The following is a 19,369-nucleotide window of genomic DNA, read 5'->3' on the forward strand; positions in this document are numbered from 1 at the left end:
CCTTACAGTTCACGCAGCGCGTTGAATTGTGCCACGTAGCCGGACGGATCAATCTTTGCACCAATCACCGTTGTACGTCCAGACTTCAGAGCATGGCCAATCGCGTCCTGAAAGCCGTTTTCGGTGGTAACTGTCGTGCCATCAGCACCCATGCCGTTGGCCAGTTTCTCCCAGTCAATCCCGCCAATGGCCACGCCATGTCTGGGGATCTTCTTGAGCTCCTGCTTGACCCGGATGAGTCCGATCTCTTCGTCATCAATCACGATCACGATAATGGGCAGGTTCTCCTTGACCGCTGTCTGAATTTCCGCAATGGCCATCATGGCGCCACCGTCGCCGGTAAAGGCCACGACCGGGCGTTGCGGATGCGCGAGCCTGGCTGCTAGGGCGCCCGGAATGGCAAACCCCATTGAGCCCAGACCATTGGACGTCAGAAACTCACGCGCTCCATAGGACTCCCATTTCTGAACCACCAGCAGACGGCTGGCACCGGCATCACAGGTTGCGATCGTGTCACGGGGCAAGCTTGCTCGCGCAACCTCCATCAGTCTCTGAGGGGAAAGACCAGTGCAGGGCGTATCGAGTGCTACCCGGACCTCAGAACGGAAGTCCCGGGCTGCGGACTCGCCCCATGCCGATTTGGCAGGGCAGTAGTCCATTATCGCCTGCATGAGAACCTGCAGATTGCCGATCATCTCGACTTCGGCTGGAATAAAGGCCTCATTGGATGCCACGCTGGTGATCGACACGGTTGGAATGTTGTAAGGCCAGGGCTTGGGTTGCAGTTCAACCGGGTCGACACCGATGGTGATGATGAGATCGGACTGCATCACCAGCTTGCGTTCGATCAGACCGCCAATGATGCAGCCAGCGCGTAGCGCGTGGTCTTCGGGAATCGCGCCTTTGGTCTTGGACGTCGTGAGAACAGGCGAACCCAGATGCTCGGCGAGCCTGATCAGTTCGACGCTCGCCTTGTCCCAGAATACGCCGAGCCCCACCAGCAGCACCGGGCGACTGGCTTTGTCAATACGCGTGAGCAATGGCGACAGGCTCTTCTTGTCCGGAGTCAGCGTAGGCCGTTCTATGACGAGGTCGGCGGGGTCACTGCCCGGACCCGCAGGCTTCGTGGTTTCACTTTGTGGAATGTCGATGTGCACCGGCCCTGGTGCGTGCGCCATGGCTGTACGTGCGGCGCGCTTGACCTGTTGTCCGACCACGCTGGATTCCAGCGTGGTGCTCCACTTGACCAGGGGCGTGATCATCGCTTTCTGGTCGATGCGTTGTCGCAGTCCAACCTCCTGGGCCCCCGCCGAATATCGATCTGTCAGGGCAATCAAAGGTGCGCGATCGAGAAACGCATGGGCAATGCCGTTGACCATGTTGGCCGCACCAGGGCCTCGAGTAGAAAGACATACTCCCGGAGATCCCGTAATTTCTCCCCAGGTACTGGCCAGCATCGCGCCTGCGACCTCCTGTTTGACAAGAATGAATCGCATGTCCCGGACTCTGGCTGCGTCCATCAACTCGACGGACTCACCACCGGGGTGCCCAACAATAAAAGGGGTACCGAGTGCCTTGAAGGACTCGGCCATAAACTCTACAGTAGTTGTCACCTGTTTCTCCAATGCTGCTTCTTAAGCCTTGTTGTCCGCGAGTACGGGTTGTTTGGGTTTGACCAGGTCCGCTTCCGGCAGCGGTTCGCCTCGGTCCAGGCGATGCACGTTGTCCACGGCCCGTCTGACGACATGCTCAAAATTGTCGACGGTTCCACCGGCGGTGTGCGGGGTGACGACGCAGTTATCGAGCTCAAAAAACCGGATCGACAAGTCGGGTGGCTCCTGACCAAACACATCGATGCCTGCGCCATGGATGGCGCCCGAGGAAAGTGCCTCGATCAAGGCATCCTCATCGACGATTCCGCCTCGAGCGCAGTTGATGAAGACAGCTTCGGGTTTCATCAGCGCGAATTCACGCTGGCCAAACATATGGCGTGTCAGTTCCGTGAGCGGAGTGTGCACGGAGATGACATCTGATGTGGCGAGTACTTCATCGACTTCGGCATAACTGGCATTGACTGCCTCGCAGAGGTCAGCTGGTGCCCTGACAATGTCAAAGTACTTCACCTTGACTTCAAATCCCCTGAGCAGCCTCGCGTAGGCGCGCCCGATTGCACCAAACCCAATAATGCCCACCGTTTTGCCCGACAGCTGACGACTGACCGTGCGTGCCTGCTCGCGGACCCAGAGTCCGTTACGGGTATTTCGATCGAGCTGGGCGAGGCGTCGCAAAGTGGCCAGAGTCATCAATAATGTGTGCTCTGCGACCGGCACGGCATTACCGCCTGCAAGTCTGGCAACGGTAACGCATCTCTCACTGCAGGCGCGCACGTCGATGTTGTCGACCCCGGCGCCGAGCTTCTGAATGAAGCGCAACCTGGGGGCGGCATTGACCATCTCGGCAGTGACTCCCTTGCCCATCAGAAAGATGACATCAGCCTGCTTGATGGTGGCGCTCACGTCACTTTCCGATCCGGATGGTGTCACACTCAATGTCCAGTCTTTCGGGATGGTATCGATGATGGTCTGGATGGACCTTTGCTTGAAATCGTCAATCACTGCAACGTGATGCTGTGTCATCCATTTCTCCTGTGTGCTGTCCAGATTTCTGAAGGCTGATCCGCAGTCACTTTTTCTTCATTCCAGTCTGTACGGCAAGCGCCTTCCATTGCTCAAAGTTTGTATCCATGAACTTGTCGAACTCTTCAGGTGTCATGGGGCGTACGCGCCCACCGTCGCGCTCGAGCGCCTGGGACATGTCAATGGTCGTGACTGCCTGACGAATGGCGTCATTGATCTGGGCAATGCGCTCCTTGCTCATGCCTTTCGGGCCGAGTACTCCCCACCACTGTGTCAGATCGTAGTCATCGAGCCCGGACTCTTTCAACGTGGGCAGTTCGGGTGCTGCGGGAGAACGTTCTGTGCTGGTGACGGCGATGCCTTTGATGTTGCCGGCCTTGAACTGAGGCAGCATCTGGTTGAGACTGCCGATGGAGAATTCGATGTGACCTCCCATGACATCATTCATGGCCGGTCCGCCTCCCTTGTACTGGGCAGCCAGGATACTCGAGCCTATTTTCATATTCAGGAGCTCGCCGGCGAAGTGCTGGATACTGCCCACACCGGTTGCGCCGTATGTGCCGTTAGGGAGGGCCTTGAGATATTCGAAGTACTCCTGGGGCGTACTGGCAGTTACGGTTGGCTTGGCGCCGAGGGCGAGAGGAATTTCACCAATCAGACCGATGCGCGAGAAGTCATTGACCGGGTCGAACGGCATGTCCCGAACAGCCGGCGCCATGGTGAAGGTGACCGACGCGATCAGCAGGGTGTATCCATCCGGTTCCTGTTTGGCCGCGTAAGCTGAACCAATGGCCGCTCCAGCACCCGGCCGGTTGTCCACGATGACGGGTTGCTTCCAGATGGTGCCGAGTTCTTTGGCGAGCAGGCGAGCCACAATGTCATTGGATCCGCCGGTCGCAAATGGCACGATTAGCGTTACCGGGCGGCTCGGAAATGATTCGGCATGGGACGATGAGGCGCCAAACGCCAGCGACGCAAGCAGCAGTGTCGCAACACGGTGCAATGGTTTCATTGTATTTGTCTCCGGATATTGTTTTTTGATGCGTCGGCGCTGGTTACACCGGCAGATCACAACAATAGTCCCGCGCGAGGGTAGCGACATTAGGGGAATCACTGTGACGTGATTTCTGGACATCAGGTGAACATCATGAAATTCTGGGTGAGTCAAGCCAGATCCTTCGCAGGAGATACACAGTGATGCCTGAGTCTGCACATGCGATGCCTGAACGGAGGTTTGTCTACCGAGCTGCTCCAGTCGGCTCCCGACTCACCGTGGTGGTGGGTCCAGATAGCGTGGCGGTAGAGGGATCATGGTCGCTTGACCTGACCGATATCCGTTCCATGGCGTTCTTTCAGGGACGCGTAGGCGACAGCCAGATGGTTCGGCTCGATCTGCAAGGATCAAACACAAAACGCTCGATTTCCATCAACACAGGTCGCACAGGTTCGCGTTCCAGTACGGACGAGCTGCAGTTTTACGCCGCACTCATCGCGACGTTGCGAGCGGTCGTGTCAGTCAGGCCAGAAATGCGGGTGGTACTTGGGCAGACTGGCAAAGCTCAACGTATCCTGTTTGGTCTGGGCGTGGTTGCAGTGGCCCTCGGTGCAGGCTTGCTCACCGCAGCAGTTGTGACCGGAGTGCCTGCGAGCAAGCTGGCTGCCGCGGCGGTGCCATTCTCTTTGCTGATTCTCTTTGGCAGTGCGCTGGTTCGAAGTCACTGGCCGTGGCGCAAGCGCGCACATGTTTTGCCAGAAGAGCTGATTGCAACGTTGAACAAGGCAGTGCCTGAACTTCAGGCGGAAGGTAACAGGGAATAATCAACAGGTGCAAGACTGGGTTAACAAGTGGTCTTTGATAGATGAAGAGCTCACAACGAACCCGCCGTCCTGTGTGCAACCCGTCAATGCCAGCGAGACTCATCTTCCCTGCGTGTGAATTCCACGATCTGCCCTGATCCACTCAATTGCCTGATGCGCCACGGCACACCTTGTTCGTCGATCTCTACCAGACCAATGCCGGTAGCGTTCAGTAGCCGGCGCCCATGTGGCGTCCCTTCAGGTTTGCGGGGAATGACGCGCATGTGACGTCTGCGTGTAAACCAGTTCAGCGGCGAACGCGGTGAGTACAACCAGCGGTTGGCCCGGTCGAGCTTGTCCAGTAGCGCGGCCGGAAACTCGTTGCGCAGGCCGCTACTGCAGATCTGCCAGATATCGGGGCCCCGGATTCGGCCTCGCAACTCGACGTCATAGACAAACGAGTAGTGAACATCGCCCGATAGCACCACAAAGTGTTGTGGTGTCTTGGGGTGCCGAAAGATGTTCAGAATGGCGTGTGCGGCACCCGGGTGAGCCATCCAGTTTTCTGCGTCGACCATAAGTGGTTTGCCGCACCAGGAGAATACGCGCTGGATGGTTTCAATCAGCTTGACGCCAAAGATGGGAGCGGGTGAAACAAGTAGCACGGCAGGATGACCTTTGATCGTCTGTTGCAGGTCCGTGAGTGCCTCCCAGTCCATCAGTCCGGAGGGTTGGCGGGCAGCAGATTCTGAACGCCAGCGATGTGTACGTGTGTCAATCACGACGAGCGGTGGCTGTGTCTTCCACGTGTAGTGCCAATGGTCAAACCGGAAAAGTTGCTCAATCAGACCGTCGTGTTCGTCATGACCAGGTTTGTGAAGAGCAAGTTTGAGTCGATTGAGCAGACTGTCATCAAATGCTTCAGGGTGGTTCCCCCATGCCTGATTGAGCAGATAGCCCACGACTGCGTTGCCGATGACTCGTCTGGAGAAAGGATGCCCATAGGCGACCTCTTCCCATTCCCGGCTCAGGTTCCAGTCATCGGTGATATCGTGATCGTCGAAGATCATGGCCGTTGGAAGGTGGGCTAAGACCCGCTGCACAGAGCTCAGGCCATCAATGAAGTTCTCAATGGCTTTGCGTTCTGTCTCGTAGAGCGCAAGCGACTCATCATCAAGACCTTCTGGCGGTGTGAGGTCTACGTACTGCCACAAAGTCGGCGACCAGACCAGCAGATACATTGCCAGTACCTCACCGAGCGTGATCAGATGGTTGTGAGCGCTGTCAGTCGTGAAAACGGGCTTTTCCACCCCCCCGAACAGGACCTCGATCAGCGCGTAATGGCGTTTCTGGCTGGGCAGGAGTCGCTCCCGGTGATAAAAGCACGCGGGGTGGTGGTAAAGCGATTGTGCACTGTCTACCCGGATGTCCTCGCCGCCAGGAATAGGCTCATCGGGCAGTTCGAGCAAACTAATGACTTGATGAATGGCATGCAGCATGGGACCTGCGACATCGTCGGCGTAAATCTGGTCGCCGGTCATCATGAGTACCGATGGCCAGGAGGGGTTCGATCCGGATTCGGCGGCTGCTGGTGCTTCTTCTGTGTCGAGTGGGGATGTCAAAACGCCTTCTGTCACCAGCGACCCGAGCAATCGATCAGCCTCACAAAGCCCGTCGCCTGTTGGATGATGAGGCTTGCGACACGAGCCGTGTAGCAGACTGCGTATCCGGGAAGGCAGCAGCAATCCCGGATTTGATCTTCCCGTGTAGCACAGATGGGGAAGTAGTTCGGTAAGCTCCTGCCATGTGTGATGCCGTACATTGGCCGACCCATCAGATCCAGGCTCGAGTGCTTCAGTGGGTTGTACAGGTCGAACTGACACCGAGTATTCAATCCAGGTATCTGATGGCAATGGCTCTTCAATCGAGAGGTTGATCATCGCATAGTACAGGTGCTTGCCGGCGCACAGAATGCGATAGCCCGGGTCATCCGGGCTGAGCGTATACGTGCGATTGTCGGTCTGACCGGGTGACAACTGAATCCGTAGCGCCAGCGGCTTGCTGGTTGCCAGCCAGATCGCGAGCTGGCTGTTTGTGCACCGCCTCAGGACAGGGCCAGCCAGTATGGTTGGAATGTTGTTTTGCTCGCTTCTACTCATGGATGCTCATCTGCAGGCGTTAGTCCTGCCTGGGCGGGCTGGGCTAACATGCGGATTGTTTAGGATACAACTAATTGAAATGTCTTCTCATGCTTTCATGCCGATGGCATGTATCACCTCTGTTTGAAGCCAGGCATACGCGATCAGTGTACATAGAGCAGGCGCACCCATCTTGAATGGGCTGGCTGAAGGCTGCCGGTTCATTCGATCACTGTTCGGATCGACAGGTTGATTAGTGGGCGTCGCAACGACAAGTTGATCGACATGTTCGGGCTTGACGGCATACGAGTCACTCATTTGTGGTTACTTTCATTTCGTTACTGCGGTACATTCGGCGCTTGAAAAGTCAAGGCGCAGCAAGGGTGATCAATCGTATGGCACATGTATTCAAGGCAGAAAGCGCGCGCGCGAATCCGTCGACGAAAGAGATTGCGATGACGATAACTTCGATCCCCGCCCGGCGAATCACCTCACAATCCCTGCAGCCGGTGAGATCTTTGGCGCATTCTTGTCGGACACCGCGTGCCAGTAGGGTTCTCCTGCCTGCCATTGCGGTCTTGTGGTCTGCCTTTGGCGTGCTGTGCAGTACCGCAGTGCAGGCACAGCCCTCCTCGCTGGCTACAGCTAACATATCCTCACCGTCTTCATTTGTGACCCCGGAATTTCGGGCCAACTGGGGTCTGGGTGTCATACGCGCCCAGGATGCATATGCCATGGGCTACACCGGCAAGGGTGTCACGCTCGGCATTGCAGATGAACCGTTTCAGTTCATGCATCCCGAGTTCGCGAACCGGGTTCAATGGCCCAGTCCCATCCCTGCGTTTCCGGTGCCTGGTTACGAGGTGCCTTCGCACGGGACTCACGTGATGGGTCTGGCCGCTGCTGCGCGCAATGATGTCGGCATGATGGGGGTGGCGTTTGATACCCGTCTGTCTGGTGTGATTGCGGTGCCCGCGGCGGGCTACCCCTTTCCGCAGGACTGGGCGCAAGAGCTTGTAGACGCTGGCGTGTCGGTCATGAATGGCAGTTTCGGTCCACCACCGGCCCCGCCGATGTTCTTTCAGGACGGGAGCTACAACCCGAATTACCAGGTGATCGATTTTCTGGCGTTGAGTCCGGATCAGCTTGATGCCTACTATGAAAGCATCAACAAGTTGGCCAAAGCCGATATCGTGATGGTGTTTGCTGCGGGCAACGAAAGTGAAGTCCAGCCCATCGCCTCGCAGATTCCGGCGGGATATGGCATGTTTCCACTGATCACCCCGGACAATACGCGAGCGGGTGCCTTGTACCGGGTGATCACGGACGAGAGCGACCGGGCCGACCCGTCCTCCTGGGAGTTTATACCGCTCACGGATCCAGACCTGGCCAATGCGGATGCGAGCGAGTTTCAGGGCGCTCTGATCACAGTTGTGGCACTTGACCAGAACAACCAGATTGCCAGTTTCAGCAATCGCTGCGGTGCGGCCGCAGCATGGTGCATGGGGGCACCGGGCGTTAACTTGCTGTCGTCGGTTCCGATGAGTACATATGGTTTCAAATCCGGAACGTCCATGGCGTCGCCGCTCGTTGCGGGTTCTGCTGCGGTGCTCCGGCAGGCGTTTCCGTATATGACTGCGCGCCAGATTATCGAAGTGCTTCTGACTTCCGCCACGGATCTCGGTGACTCCGATGTCTATGGTCACGGTCTGTTGAATCTGGGACGCGCAGTCCGTGGTCCTGTCGAGTTTGGTTCGAATCCCATCTTTGCGGCAACGTTTGACGTGGATACCAGGGGCTATCACTCTGTCTGGTCCAACGACATTTCAGGCCCAGGCGGGCTGAGAAAGCGCGGTGCCGGCGTGTTGTCGCTGGCAGGCAACAACAATTACACGGGTGATACCACGGTTGTGTCAGGCACACTGGCTGTTAATGGCTCGATTGTGCTGTCTGATCTCGAAGTGCTTGCACAGGGAACTCTGGCCGGATCCGGTACGGTTGGCGACACCCTGGTGCGAGGCACTGTCTCCCCTGGTAACTCTATCGGCATCTTGACGGTGGACGGGGACTTTTTGCAGACCGCCGGATCGACGTATCGTTATGAGGTCAACGGAACTGGTGAATCGGATGCAATCCGGGTGACCGGTGCGGCCGTGATCGAACCGGGCGCTATTTTAAAGGTCCAGCCTCTGGCCGATCTCGAACTCCTGCGTGAGTATGACGTGTTGTCAGTCAGCGATACGCTAACGGGCAACTACACTGTCAACGGGCCGGACTACCTGTTTCTAGGACAGCGGGTGGGGCTGTCGGCAAGCAACAATCGGGTGCTGAGTTATCAAGTCGCGCGCAACGGGGTGCAGATGGCGTCGTACGCCCAGACGGGTAACCAGGCATCGGTTGCCCAAGCGATTGACAGCCAGGGGCCTGGCGCGCAACCCTTTGACTCGTTGGTCAGTGTCACCAGTGCGGCCGGCTTGCCTGCAGCGTTTCAGGCGTTCTCCGGGGAGATATATGCCAGTAACCAGGCGATTTTGCTGGCAAACAATCTGGCCTTGTCACGCGCATTGAATAATCGCATTCAGGACAGCTTTCTGGCAAATCCGCAGATGAGCCGTCAAAGTGGAATCGGGCGTGTCAATTCCGACACGATTGCCTGGCTTGACGTTTACGGCAATAGTGAGCGCCTTGCTGGCAACCAGAATGCCACATCCGTCAGTGCCAACGGAGCAGGGATGCTGGTTGGCCTTGAACATGCGCTCTCGCCGGCTTTGCGGCTCGGTGGCGTGCTTGGCTGGAATCAGACCTCTGCTGAAGCGTCTGCAAGCAAAGCCCGCACCAATGCGTATCAGCTCGGTGTCTATGGCGCAGCAGATCTGGGCCGAGCCAGACTCAGCGCAGGAGTGACACAGTCCTGGTACGAGGTTGATGTCAACCGCACTATTTCTGCTGGTTACGGCACACCCGCAGGCAGTGGTGCGTCTTCGTCCCTGTCGGGTGATGCCACGCAGGTGTTTGCCGACATCGGTCTGCCGTTCAGCTTTTCCGCGAATCACACCGTTCAGCCTTTCTGGAATGTGAGCCAGACCTGGTTGCGAATGAGCTCGTTTAACGAGACTGCGAGTTTTGCCGGACTCAAGGGTGACGCCAGTCAGAATGCGAGCGGATTCAGTACGCTGGGTGTGCGTCTGCAGTCTGACTTTCAGGCAAGCGGTGCGACCTGGAGCACCAGTGCCATGATTGGCTGGCAACGGGGGTGGGGCGATTTGACGACCACTTCAACGCTTGGGTTTCAAGAGGGTGGTGATGCGTTTACCATTCGCTCGGCACCCATGGCGCGTGATGCGCTCGCGCTTGAGTTCGGTATCGGCGCAACGGTCAACCAGTCCACGAAGGTCATGCTGGTTTATTCCGGCTCGTTTGGTGCCGGCACATCCAGTCAGTCATTGCAGGCGCAAATGCAGTGGAAATTCTGAGCAGTCTTTGTTACGCAATGCCTTTGAGAGACTTGTGTTCGACCGCCCGGAAGTTTCCGGGCGGTGGTCTCAGACTCTACCTGACGACAGGTACAACGCATCGGGCAGTCTGAGCCTGTGCGAACATCATGGTTGCAAGTCGTAGCGATCGGCGTTCATCACCTTGGTCCAGATGGCAACGAAGTCCCGGACGAATTTTTCCTGATTGTCATCTTGCGCGTAGATCTCGGCGTAAGCCCGCAAGATCGAGTTGGATCCAAAAACCAGATCAACACGTGTGGCGCTGTAGCGGGTCTGGCCTGTCTTGCGGTCAACGATGTCGTAGCTGTTGCGTCCTGTCGGCTTCCAGGTGTAGGACATGTCGGTGAGCGTCACAAAGAAGTCATTGGTGAGCGCTCCAACCCGCTCAGTGAAAACACCGTGCTTGCTGCCTCCGTAATTCGTACCGAGTACGCGCATGCCCCCGATGAGGACGGTCATCTCGCTCGCGGTCAGTCCCATGAGCTGGGCGCGATCCAGAAGCATCTCCTCCGGCTGGACAACGTAGTGTTGCTTCTGCCAGTTGCGGAATCCGTCTGCCAGAGGTTCGAGCACTTCAAAGGACTCGACGTCGGTCTGCGACTGGGTCGCGTCGCCGCGCCCGGGTGCAAACGGTACGGGTACTTCGTAGCCTGCGGCCGCGATGGCTTTTTCGAGCCCGATGTTTCCAGCCAGGACAATCACATCCGCAATGCTTGCGCCTGACTCACGTGCGATCGGTTCGAGCACTGACAGCACACGCGTCAGACGTTCTGGTTCGTTGCCCTCCCAGTCTTTCTGGGGAGCAAGACGAATCCTGGCCCCATTGGCACCGCCACGGTAGTCTGACCGGCGCAATGTGCGGGCACTGTCCCAGGCGGTGGCCACCATCTCCCCGATTGACAGGTCGCTTGCTGCAATGCGTGCTTTGACGGTTGCCACATCGTAGTCACTATTTCCGGCGGGGATCGGATCTTGCCAGATCAGATCTTCAGCGGGTGCTTCGGGTCCGATATAGCGTGTTCTGGGACCCATGTCGCGGTGTGTGAGTTTGAACCAGGCACGCGCAAACGTTTCCGAGAAGTACTCTGGGTCCTTGTAGAATCGCTCAGAAATCTTGCGGTATTCCGGGTCCATTTTCATGGCCATGTCCGCATCGGTCATGATGGGGCTCAGACGAATGGACGGATCTTCCACGTCAACGGGTTTATCTTCTTCTTTGATATCGACGGGCTCCCACTGCCACGCACCCGCCGGGCTCTTCCTGAGTTCCCACTCATAGTTCAGAAGCAGATAAAAGTAGCCGTTGTCCCATTTGGTGGGATGCGTGGTCCAGGCTCCTTCAATGCCGCTGGTCACGGTGTCTCGTCCGACACCACGGCTTACATGGTTGTTCCAGCCCAGTCCCTGTTCATGTACATCAGCTGCCTCGGGCTCGGGTCCGAGGTTCCCGGCGTTACCGTTGCCGTGAGCTTTGCCCACAGTATGACCGCCCGCAGTGAGTGCAACCGTCTCCTCGTCATTCATTGCCATACGGGCGAAGGTCACTCTGATGTCCTGGGCGGTCTTGATCGGGTCCGGGTTGCCGTCCACGCCTTCCGGGTTCACGTAAATCAGACCCATCATGACCGCTGCAAGCGGGTTCTCCAGGTCGCGTTGTCCAGAGTAGCGACTCCCTTGTCCGTCACTCTTTTGCAGCCACTCTTTCTCGGAGCCCCAATAGGTGTCGGTTTCCGGCGCCCAGATGTCTTCGCGGCCGAATGCAAATCCGTAAGTTTTGAGACCCATTGATTCGTAGGCAACGTTACCTGCCAGAATCATCAGATCCGCCCAGCTCAGGCGGTTGCCGTACTTTTTCTTGATGGGCCAGAGCAGGCGGCGTGCCTTGTCCAGGTTGGCATTATCTGGCCATGAGTTCAGTGGTGCAAACCGCTGGTTACCCGTGCCGGCACCGCCACGACCATCAGCGACCCGGTAAGACCCTGCCGAGTGCCATGCCATGCGGATCATGAGCCCGCCATAGTGCCCCCAGTCTGCGGGCCACCAGTCCTGACTGGTCGTCATCAACGCGGTCAGATCCTTCTTGAGAGCCTGAACGTCAAGCTTTTTGACTTCCTCGCGATAGTTGAATCCTTTGAGTGGGTTGGTCTTGGTGTCATGCTGGTGCAGAATTTCGAGATTAAGCGAGTTGGGCCACCATTGCATGTTGTTGTTGCCGCTGGCTGTGTTGCCACCGTGCATGACTGGACATTTTGCTGAATTTGACATTGCGTTTCTCCTGAGTGAATGCATTGTCATAGTTTCGTTCTATCAGTTAAGATGGTCCAATCAAAAATAAGTATGATTATTTTATTAAAAAGCTATCGATATTTTATTTTTGTTAACTGATAGCTATTGAGTCGGGTGGCCTTTTCAATGCACATCAAGACGCTTTGAGTGGATGATGCGAGCGCTTTTTTCATGCTGGGCGCAAACCTGCCACGTAGTCATACCAACCGCTACACTCAGTTGTCACCGTGAGTGTCGGACCTGCAGGTGGGCTTTCATAGCCAGTCTGCCGTGGGTTGACCTCTTGTTTTGTCAGTTCAACGAGTGGGAACAGCACCTATGAGCATGGATCTATTTTCTTTGAAGGGTAAGCGTGCGCTGGTGACCGGTGCAGGACGTGGTATCGGTCTGGCGATCAGCAAAGGGTTTGCACAGGCGGGTGCCGAGGTGACACTGTGCGCGCGTAGCCAGGCCGAGATCGACGCGGCTGTTCGCGATATCCAGGCTCAAGGTGGACAGGCACAGGCACTCGTCGCAGACGTGACCGACATCGCCGCGTTCCAGACGTTGGTCGCTGAATTGCCTGCATTCGATATCCTCGTCAACAACGCCGGAACCAATCGTCCTGGCCCTTTGATGGAGGCCACTCTGCAGGACTATGACGTTGTCATGAGTTTGAATGTGCGTGCAGCAATTTTTGTGGCTCAGGCCGTTGCAAGAAAGATGATGGACGAAGGTGTTCAAGGGTCGATCATCAATACCTCGTCACAGATGGGTCATGTTGGTGGACTGAACCGAACACTGTATTGTGCTTCGAAATGGGCGATCGAGGGTTTCACCAAAGCTTTTGCCATCGAGATGGCCCCTCACAAGATTCGCGTGAACACCATTTGTCCAACGTTCATCGAGACCCCCATGACGCAACACCTGCTTGCAGACAAGGCGGTAATGGATAACGTTTTGAGTCGTATCAAACTGGGTCGGGTCGGTCAGCCCGAGGACATTGTCGGTGGTGCGATTTATCTCGCATCCCGGGCATCTGCGCTGGTGACTGGCAGTGCCCTTTTGATCGATGGTGGATGGACGGCGGATTGAGTGTCGACAGGGATGCCTGCGATATCGCTGGCGGTTGCATCACGGTAGACGATTAACAGATCATTAAAGGCTAAGGAACGGCAGCAGATAAGAATGCGGTCGTAATCAAACAGCAGTACCAACAGGAGGATTGAATGAGTGGGTCGCAGGAACTGGACTGGTCGCAGGAGATGCGGGAACTGGAACGTCGGCAGGAATTTTCTGTGCAGATGGGCGGACCTGACAAAATCAAACGTCAGCACGATAACGGTAAACTGACCGTTCGCGAGCGGGTGGCAGGTCTTGTCGATTCTGGGTCATTCGTGGAGGTTGGCGCACTGGCAGGAACAGCGGAGTATGACGAACAAGGACAACTCAAGAACGTCGTGCCGTCCAATGTGGTCATCGGACGCGCAAGACTCGATAATCGTCCTGTTGTCGTGATCGGGGATGATTTCACGGTTCGTGGTGGGGCCAACGATGGTGCGGTGGGCGACAAAATGATATTCGCCGAGCAGATGGCTTTTGATCTGCGTGTACCGATGGTGCGGCTCGTTGATGGTACAGGCGGAGGTGGTTCGGTCAAGAATATCGAGAAACTGGGTCACACACTCCTTCCCAAAATGAAGATCTGGTCTTGGATTGCGCGCAATCTGTCACATGTTCCAGTAGTGTCTCTTGCACTTGGTTCAGTTGCGGGTCAGGGGGCGGCCCGCGTGTCGGGCAGCCACTACAGTGTCATGGTTAAAGACACATCGCAGTTGTTCATAGCAGGACCACCGGTGGTCGAACGGATCGGTCAGAATTTCACCAAGAATGAATTAGGTGGCAGCAAAATCCATACCCGTAACGGGGTTGTGGATGATGAGGTGGAAACAGAAGAACAAGCCTTTACTGCTGCTCGACGGTTCCTCAGCTACCTGCCTGATTGCGCTCAAGAGGTGGCACCGCGCGGCGAGCGTCCGGCACACCTGCCTGATCAATCCTGGTTGCGTACAGCGATTCCGAAAGATCCTCGCAAAGTCTACAAGATCCGGCCCATCGTCGAGAGTCTCTTTGATCCCGGGTCGGTGATGGAAATTGGCAAGAACTGGGGTAAGGCGATCGTGTCCGGGCTTGCACGAATCGATGGCTGGCCAGTCGTGTTCGTCGCCAGCAACCCGTATCACTATGGCGGTGCCTGGGATCGTCACACATCCGAGAAGTTCACTCGACTGGTTGACCTGGCCGAACTGTTTCGGCTGCCCGTTGTTCATCTGGTGGATGTGCCCGGGTTTCAAATTGGCATTGACGCAGAGAAAGATGGCGTCATGCGGGCGGGGGTACGAGCACTGACGGCCGTCAGTCAGGCAACTGTTCCCTGGTTCTCATTGATCATGCGAAAGGCCTTCGGTGTTGCCGCGGGCGGACACCAGAACTCCAACCGATTTAACTTTCGCTATGCGTGGCCATCTGCCCAGTGGGGATCCTTGCCGATTGAAGGAGGACTCGATGTGGCTTACCGCGCAGAGATCGAGGCAGCACCCGATCCGCAAGCCAGACGCAGCGAGATTGAGGTGCGTGTTCGCAGTCTGACTTCTCCTTTGCGCAGTGCCGAGGCGTTTGTGATCGAGGACATCATTGATCCGGTCGAAACGCGAGCGCGACTGGTCGAATTTGCAGAGCTGAGTGCGAAATTCCGGCAAGCTCGCGAGTATTCGCTGGGCTTTCGTCCCTGAGTCTTGACATGGTGGTGCTCGCGACTTAAAACCACTATCAGGCTTTGGGTGGCCCTCGAAGCCTGTGACTCGACCGTTGTTTTCTGACCCGCCAGGCGCCTGTCATCTGCGTTTATTCGCTGCGCTTGATTTCTTATCGGCGGCCTGTACTCGATTTGTAAAGGTCTTTCATGGATCGCGTAACCGTCGACCTTTCCGCCTATCCTGACCTGGTCATGATGACGCTTGGCATGCGGGTCAACACTCTGAGTGGATTGCCTACCTTGTTCCGGTTTGGCCCCTGGATATCTCAGGCCATCAAGGACAAGCCAGACGGCCTGCTTTGTCATGAGACCGTGCTTTACTCCTTGTTTCCTCCTCACCTGGGTATCCGTCAGTACTGGCGTGACTTTGAGAGTCTTGAAGCATGGGCGCGAACCGAGCCACACAAGACTTGGTGGAAGACATTTCTCAAGAATCCGAAAGGAACCGGGTTCTGGCATGAGGCTTGCTTCATGAGAGGGGGGATGGAGGCTGTTTACGTCAACGTGCCCGAGCGGTTTGGTATGCGCGCCTTCGCACCTGAGATTCCGGCTCGAGGAGCAATGTTCAGTTCACGCCAGCGCGCTGGCAGAGCGGCTGAGAAAACGGTTGAGTCCGTGATCCCGGAGTCTGAGTTGTACAGGCAGGACTGATCCAGAAAGAAGAAGCTATGTTCAAACATGTTCTCAAACGGAGCCGGGCTGGTGCCTGGATGCTTGCGTCAATGATGGGCGCGGCGGCGCTCCCCTTGCATGTTCAGGCAGTCGAGGCCGAGAGTGTCGTGGTTCGCATGACGGATTTTGTCAACGATAATGGGCGAGTTCAGTGTGGCCTCTTTGACCGTGAAGACGGTTGGCGAGACGAATCCAGGGCTCTCAAAATGACGACAGCCAGAATTGAGGGTAAGCGGGCGACATGCAGATTCGAACAGGTTGATCCCGGCCAATATGCCGTTGCCGTGTTTCATGCACAGGCAAATGAGAGTCAAGTGAACTATGGCTTGTTTGGAAAACCGCAGCAAGGTGTGGGCTTTTCCAACAATCCATCCGTCACCTGGGGGCCGCCCTCGTTCGACGAGGCTGCGTTCAGGATCGAGAGCGCCACGGTCAATCTGGATGTGCAGATGAAGTACTGAGGTGAGTGAAGGGCAGATGCCCACGGCAAAATGATCAGTGAGTTCAAACATGAGCTGCGTCAGTAAGATAGTCAATGAGGAAACAGGCCTGCCTGAAATTCTTGTGCGAGATGCGCAGGAATCGGACATGGATGCCGTGCAGTCGATCTATGCGCATTTCGTGTTGAATAGTCTCGCGACTTTCGAAGAAACACCACCGACTGTCGAGGAAATGATGCAGCGTCGAGGAGCCATCATCTCGGCAGGGTTTCCGTACCTCGTCGCGTGCGAGGCGGGCGAGATCGTAGGGTATGCCTATGTCACCGCCTATCGGCCACGTCCCGCCTATCGGTACACCGTCGAAGACTCGGTTTACGTCCGTGATGGTTTTGCCTCGCGGGGAATTGGGTCAGCCTTGCTCGGCGCGCTCATTACACGCTGTGAGCAAGGACCGTGGCGCCAGATGCTCGCCGTGATCGGCAATCGCGCAAACCAGGGGTCTATCAGCCTGCATGCGCGGCTTGGATTCGAGCATGTCGGCGTGCTCCGGTCGGTCGGCTTCAAGCATGGTCGCTGGGTTGACACTGTCCTGATGCAGCGTGCGATCAAGCAAGGCGATCAGGCAAAACCCTAGAAGGCTTGGTTTTGTCCGAGAAAATCAAATGAAGAAATGTGGTCGGACCGTGCTCTGCCAAACGGATTGCTATGATCAATTTTTATAAGACCTCTTGCGACGATCCGTCCGGGATCACTTGCTTGGAACGATCATTACCCCTACGCGTGAATCATGAATAGTCTGAATGCTTTGCAGACCCCCGCTGCAGTCGTTGATGTTCAAAGGATGCAGTCCAATATTGACCGGATGCAAAATCAGGTCAACCGACTGGGCGCACGGCTCAGACCGCATGTCAAAACCAGCAAGAGCTGGCCGGTCGCTCAAGCACAGATCGTTGCTGGTGCACAAGGTGTGACTGTTTCGACTCTGAAAGAGGCCGAGCAGTTTTTTGAGGCGGGAGTGATCGACATTCTGTATGCGATAGCGATGGCTCCCACCAAGCTTGATCGTGCTTTTGCGCTCTGTCAGCGAGGATGCTGTCTGAAGCTTGTCACAGACAGTGTGGCAGGCGCCCGAGCGATTGCCGAGTACGGTCGGGCAAAGGGGCATACGTTTGAGGTCTGGATCGAGATTGACACAGATGGGCATCGTTCGGGTGTCGCACCTGAAAGTGACTTGCTGCTCGAGATCGCACGGGAGCTCAACAGGGTGGGTGCGCGTCTGGGCGGCGTGATGACCCACGCGGGCTCCAGTTATGATTTTGATACCTGCGAGGCGCTGCTTCAGATTGCCCGTCAGGAGCGGGACCTCGCCGTGCGCGCGGCGCATAGATTGCGTCAAGCGGGATATGCCTGTGCGCAAGTCAGCATTGGATCAACACCAACTGCCTTGTCGTACGATCACCTGCATGGCGTGACAGAAGTCCGTGCCGGTGTGTATGTGTTCTTTGATCTGGTGATGCATAACGTCGGTGTCTGTTCGACCGGCGACATCGCGCTGAGTGTGCTCGCCAGCGTGATCGGTCACCAACCGGAGAAAGGCTGGCTCATTGTGGACGCTGGCTGGATGGCTATGAGCCGGGATCGTGGAACTCAGAAGCAGAAGCAGGATTTCGGGTATGGGCAGGTATGTGATCTGCAAGGCAATGTGTTGCCCAGTGTGCTGATGACTGGCGCAAATCAGGAGCATGGCATTATTTCAGTATCCATTGATGAGGGTGAAGCGATCGAACAGCGTTATCCCATCGGGACACGCTTGCGGATACTGCCTAATCACGCCTGCGCGACTGCGGCGCAGTATCCAGCATACACAGCCATCATGGCAGACGGCAGTGTTGAGCAATGGGAGAGGTTTTACGGCTGGTAGGTCGATACGGGCAGATCGCTCGCCTGAGGCAGGCGGTAACGATCGCCTGCCTCACACTGACACAGCCGGTTCTAGTCGGGGTGGAGTTCAGATCCCGAGGAAGCGGAATGGCTCGGCGGGTTTGAATTTATCGTTGACGGTACCCGAGAAAATGTTGGCCTGATTGGGGCCAAGATCGAGCATCTTGACTTTACCCGTCTTCTCGGAAAAGTCGATTGATTTCAGATCCACCCAGAATGTGTTCGGCGTCAGTGCACTTTCAAAGAAGTACATCAGGTTCTTTTGGTCAGCAACGGTTCTCCAGCGGGTTGACGAGATATTCGGCTGGTCGGGAGTTGTGATGCCGAATGGCACGGATACATTGCGGATGACGCTGAAGACGCTTGCAATCGATTTCAGCCGATTCTCGTCGCGCGGAACGGCATTGATGTAGAACGCAGCACGGGTGAAGCGGTCAGCAGCCCGATTGGTGCCAGGCAGAAACACTGTTCCTCCGATTTCGGTCCAGTATTCGTGCAGTGCCAGCTGTTGTTTGAACGTCGGCGAATTGGTCAGTACCTGATACTCTTTGCTGTGGTGAATAACCTGCTTGCCCTCGATGTATTCAACGATGGCGCTGTCACCACTTGCGTCAGAGATAGACAGGTGCAATGTGGCTAGGCGATCCTGACCGGGTACAAAGTTTGTCACAATCGTATAGGGCTCTTTACGCAGCGCCTGCACGGCCTCGTCAACCGTCGCAAAGTTGTCCAGTATGTACTGGGCCCAGGCAGCCAGCGACAGTCCTGGTGCCGAGCCATCAAAGACCGGGTACTCCGATTCCACCAGCCACAGCACATTGGCAACCAGTCCTGCTTCGTTCATGCCGTCAGTTGTAGAAATGTCGTATCCAGATGCGATCACACTGCCGTACTTCGAGGTCCACTTGATCGAGTCGGGTCCGACTTCACCGTTGCGCTCCATGCCGCGCGGAAAGACCCACAGATTGGTCTCGACATCGACGCGCCAGTCCATGGACCTTGCCGTGATCACATGGCTGTCGTCACCGTGAAAAACAACCCTTGTGCAGGCATGGGTGGTCGAAGCGAGCAGGCTGGTGGCGACCAGCGCACTGGCCAGAGCGTTTCGCAAAAATCTTTTCTGATGTTGCATGATGCTTCCTTGAGTGTGGTGAGCGGGATGCCAGGCAGT

General features: G+C 56.4%; 15 protein-coding genes. 8 read left to right on the plus strand and 7 right to left on the minus strand.

Features of this window, described 5'->3' with window-relative positions; translation table 11 throughout:
• Window positions 1-2: 2 nt before the first annotated feature.
• Genes DBV39_RS17270 through DBV39_RS17280 form a run of 3 tightly spaced genes read right to left on the minus strand, consistent with a single transcriptional unit; the run spans window position 3 to window position 3,648 of the window.
• Window positions 3-1,613, minus strand: a complete 1,611-nt coding sequence (locus DBV39_RS17270) for a thiamine pyrophosphate-binding protein (RefSeq protein ID WP_159079017.1) — start codon at window positions 1,611-1,613, stop codon at window positions 3-5.
• 21 nt (window positions 1,614-1,634) lie between these two features.
• Window positions 1,635-2,636, minus strand: a complete 1,002-nt coding sequence (locus DBV39_RS17275; RefSeq protein WP_108622606.1) for a 2-hydroxyacid dehydrogenase — start codon at window positions 2,634-2,636, stop codon at window positions 1,635-1,637.
• Window positions 2,637-2,682: 46 nt separating this feature from the next.
• Window positions 2,683-3,648 carry a Bug family tripartite tricarboxylate transporter substrate binding protein gene (locus DBV39_RS17280; protein WP_159079018.1) on the minus strand — a complete coding sequence of 322 codons (966 nt, stop codon included), beginning with the start codon at window positions 3,646-3,648 and terminating at the stop codon, window positions 2,683-2,685.
• 185 nt (window positions 3,649-3,833) lie between these two features.
• Here DBV39_RS17280 and DBV39_RS17285 point away from each other — a divergent pair, with 185 nt between their 5' ends.
• Window positions 3,834-4,454, plus strand: a complete 621-nt coding sequence (locus DBV39_RS17285; protein WP_108622608.1) for a hypothetical protein — start codon at window positions 3,834-3,836, stop codon at window positions 4,452-4,454.
• 83 nt (window positions 4,455-4,537) lie between these two features.
• On the opposite strand, the gene DBV39_RS17290 is transcribed toward DBV39_RS17285, so the two are convergent.
• Both DBV39_RS17290 and DBV39_RS17295 read right to left on the minus strand, forming a co-directional pair.
• Complete coding sequence (locus DBV39_RS17290; RefSeq protein WP_108622609.1) at window positions 4,538-6,592, minus strand: alkaline phosphatase D family protein; 2,055 nt, start codon at window positions 6,590-6,592, stop codon at window positions 4,538-4,540.
• Between the two features lie 87 nt (window positions 6,593-6,679).
• Window positions 6,680-6,889 carry a hypothetical protein gene (locus DBV39_RS17295; protein WP_108622610.1) on the minus strand — a complete coding sequence of 70 codons (210 nt, stop codon included), beginning with the start codon at window positions 6,887-6,889 and terminating at the stop codon, window positions 6,680-6,682.
• Window positions 6,890-7,185: 296 nt separating this feature from the next.
• Between DBV39_RS17295 and DBV39_RS17300 the strand changes: the two genes are divergently transcribed.
• Window positions 7,186-10,044 (plus strand): autotransporter domain-containing protein, encoded by a 2,859-nt coding sequence (locus tag DBV39_RS17300; RefSeq protein WP_159079019.1) that lies wholly within the window; start codon window positions 7,186-7,188, stop codon window positions 10,042-10,044.
• 126 nt (window positions 10,045-10,170) lie between these two features.
• On the opposite strand, the gene katG is transcribed toward DBV39_RS17300, so the two are convergent.
• Entirely contained in the window at window positions 10,171-12,330 is a 2,160-nt protein-coding gene (katG, locus tag DBV39_RS17305) for a catalase/peroxidase HPI (RefSeq protein ID WP_108622612.1), read from the minus strand.
• A 339-nt stretch (window positions 12,331-12,669) separates the two neighbouring features.
• Here katG and DBV39_RS17310 point away from each other — a divergent pair, with 339 nt between their 5' ends.
• The 6 genes from DBV39_RS17310 (at window position 12,670) to DBV39_RS17335 (ending at window position 18,178) form a co-directional block, all read left to right on the plus strand.
• On the plus strand, window positions 12,670-13,425 hold the full coding sequence (locus DBV39_RS17310; protein ID WP_108622613.1) for an SDR family NAD(P)-dependent oxidoreductase: 756 nt from the start codon (window positions 12,670-12,672) through the stop codon (window positions 13,423-13,425).
• 152 nt (window positions 13,426-13,577) lie between these two features.
• Window positions 13,578-15,122 (plus strand): acyl-CoA carboxylase subunit beta, encoded by a 1,545-nt coding sequence (locus DBV39_RS17315; RefSeq protein ID WP_108623356.1) that lies wholly within the window; start codon window positions 13,578-13,580, stop codon window positions 15,120-15,122.
• A gap of 170 nt (window positions 15,123-15,292) precedes the next feature.
• Entirely contained in the window at window positions 15,293-15,796 is a 504-nt protein-coding gene (locus tag DBV39_RS17320) for a monooxygenase family protein (protein ID WP_108622614.1), read from the plus strand.
• A 17-nt stretch (window positions 15,797-15,813) separates the two neighbouring features.
• Entirely contained in the window at window positions 15,814-16,278 is a 465-nt protein-coding gene (locus DBV39_RS17325) for a DUF2141 domain-containing protein (RefSeq protein ID WP_108622615.1), read from the plus strand.
• A 49-nt stretch (window positions 16,279-16,327) separates the two neighbouring features.
• Complete coding sequence (locus DBV39_RS17330; RefSeq protein WP_108622616.1) at window positions 16,328-16,891, plus strand: GNAT family N-acetyltransferase; 564 nt, start codon at window positions 16,328-16,330, stop codon at window positions 16,889-16,891.
• A 153-nt stretch (window positions 16,892-17,044) separates the two neighbouring features.
• Entirely contained in the window at window positions 17,045-18,178 is a 1,134-nt protein-coding gene (locus DBV39_RS17335; protein WP_108622617.1) for a DSD1 family PLP-dependent enzyme, read from the plus strand.
• Between the two features lie 87 nt (window positions 18,179-18,265).
• Here DBV39_RS17335 and DBV39_RS17340 read toward each other — a convergent pair whose 3' ends face one another.
• Window positions 18,266-19,330, minus strand: coding sequence for a linear amide C-N hydrolase (locus DBV39_RS17340; RefSeq protein WP_108622618.1), 1,065 nt, complete (start codon window positions 19,328-19,330; stop codon window positions 18,266-18,268).
• Window positions 19,331-19,369 lie beyond the last annotated feature (39 nt).

Origin of the sequence: Orrella marina (assembly GCF_003058465.1) — a bacterium.
Classification (GTDB): domain Bacteria; phylum Pseudomonadota; class Gammaproteobacteria; order Burkholderiales; family Burkholderiaceae_B; genus Algicoccus; species Algicoccus marinus.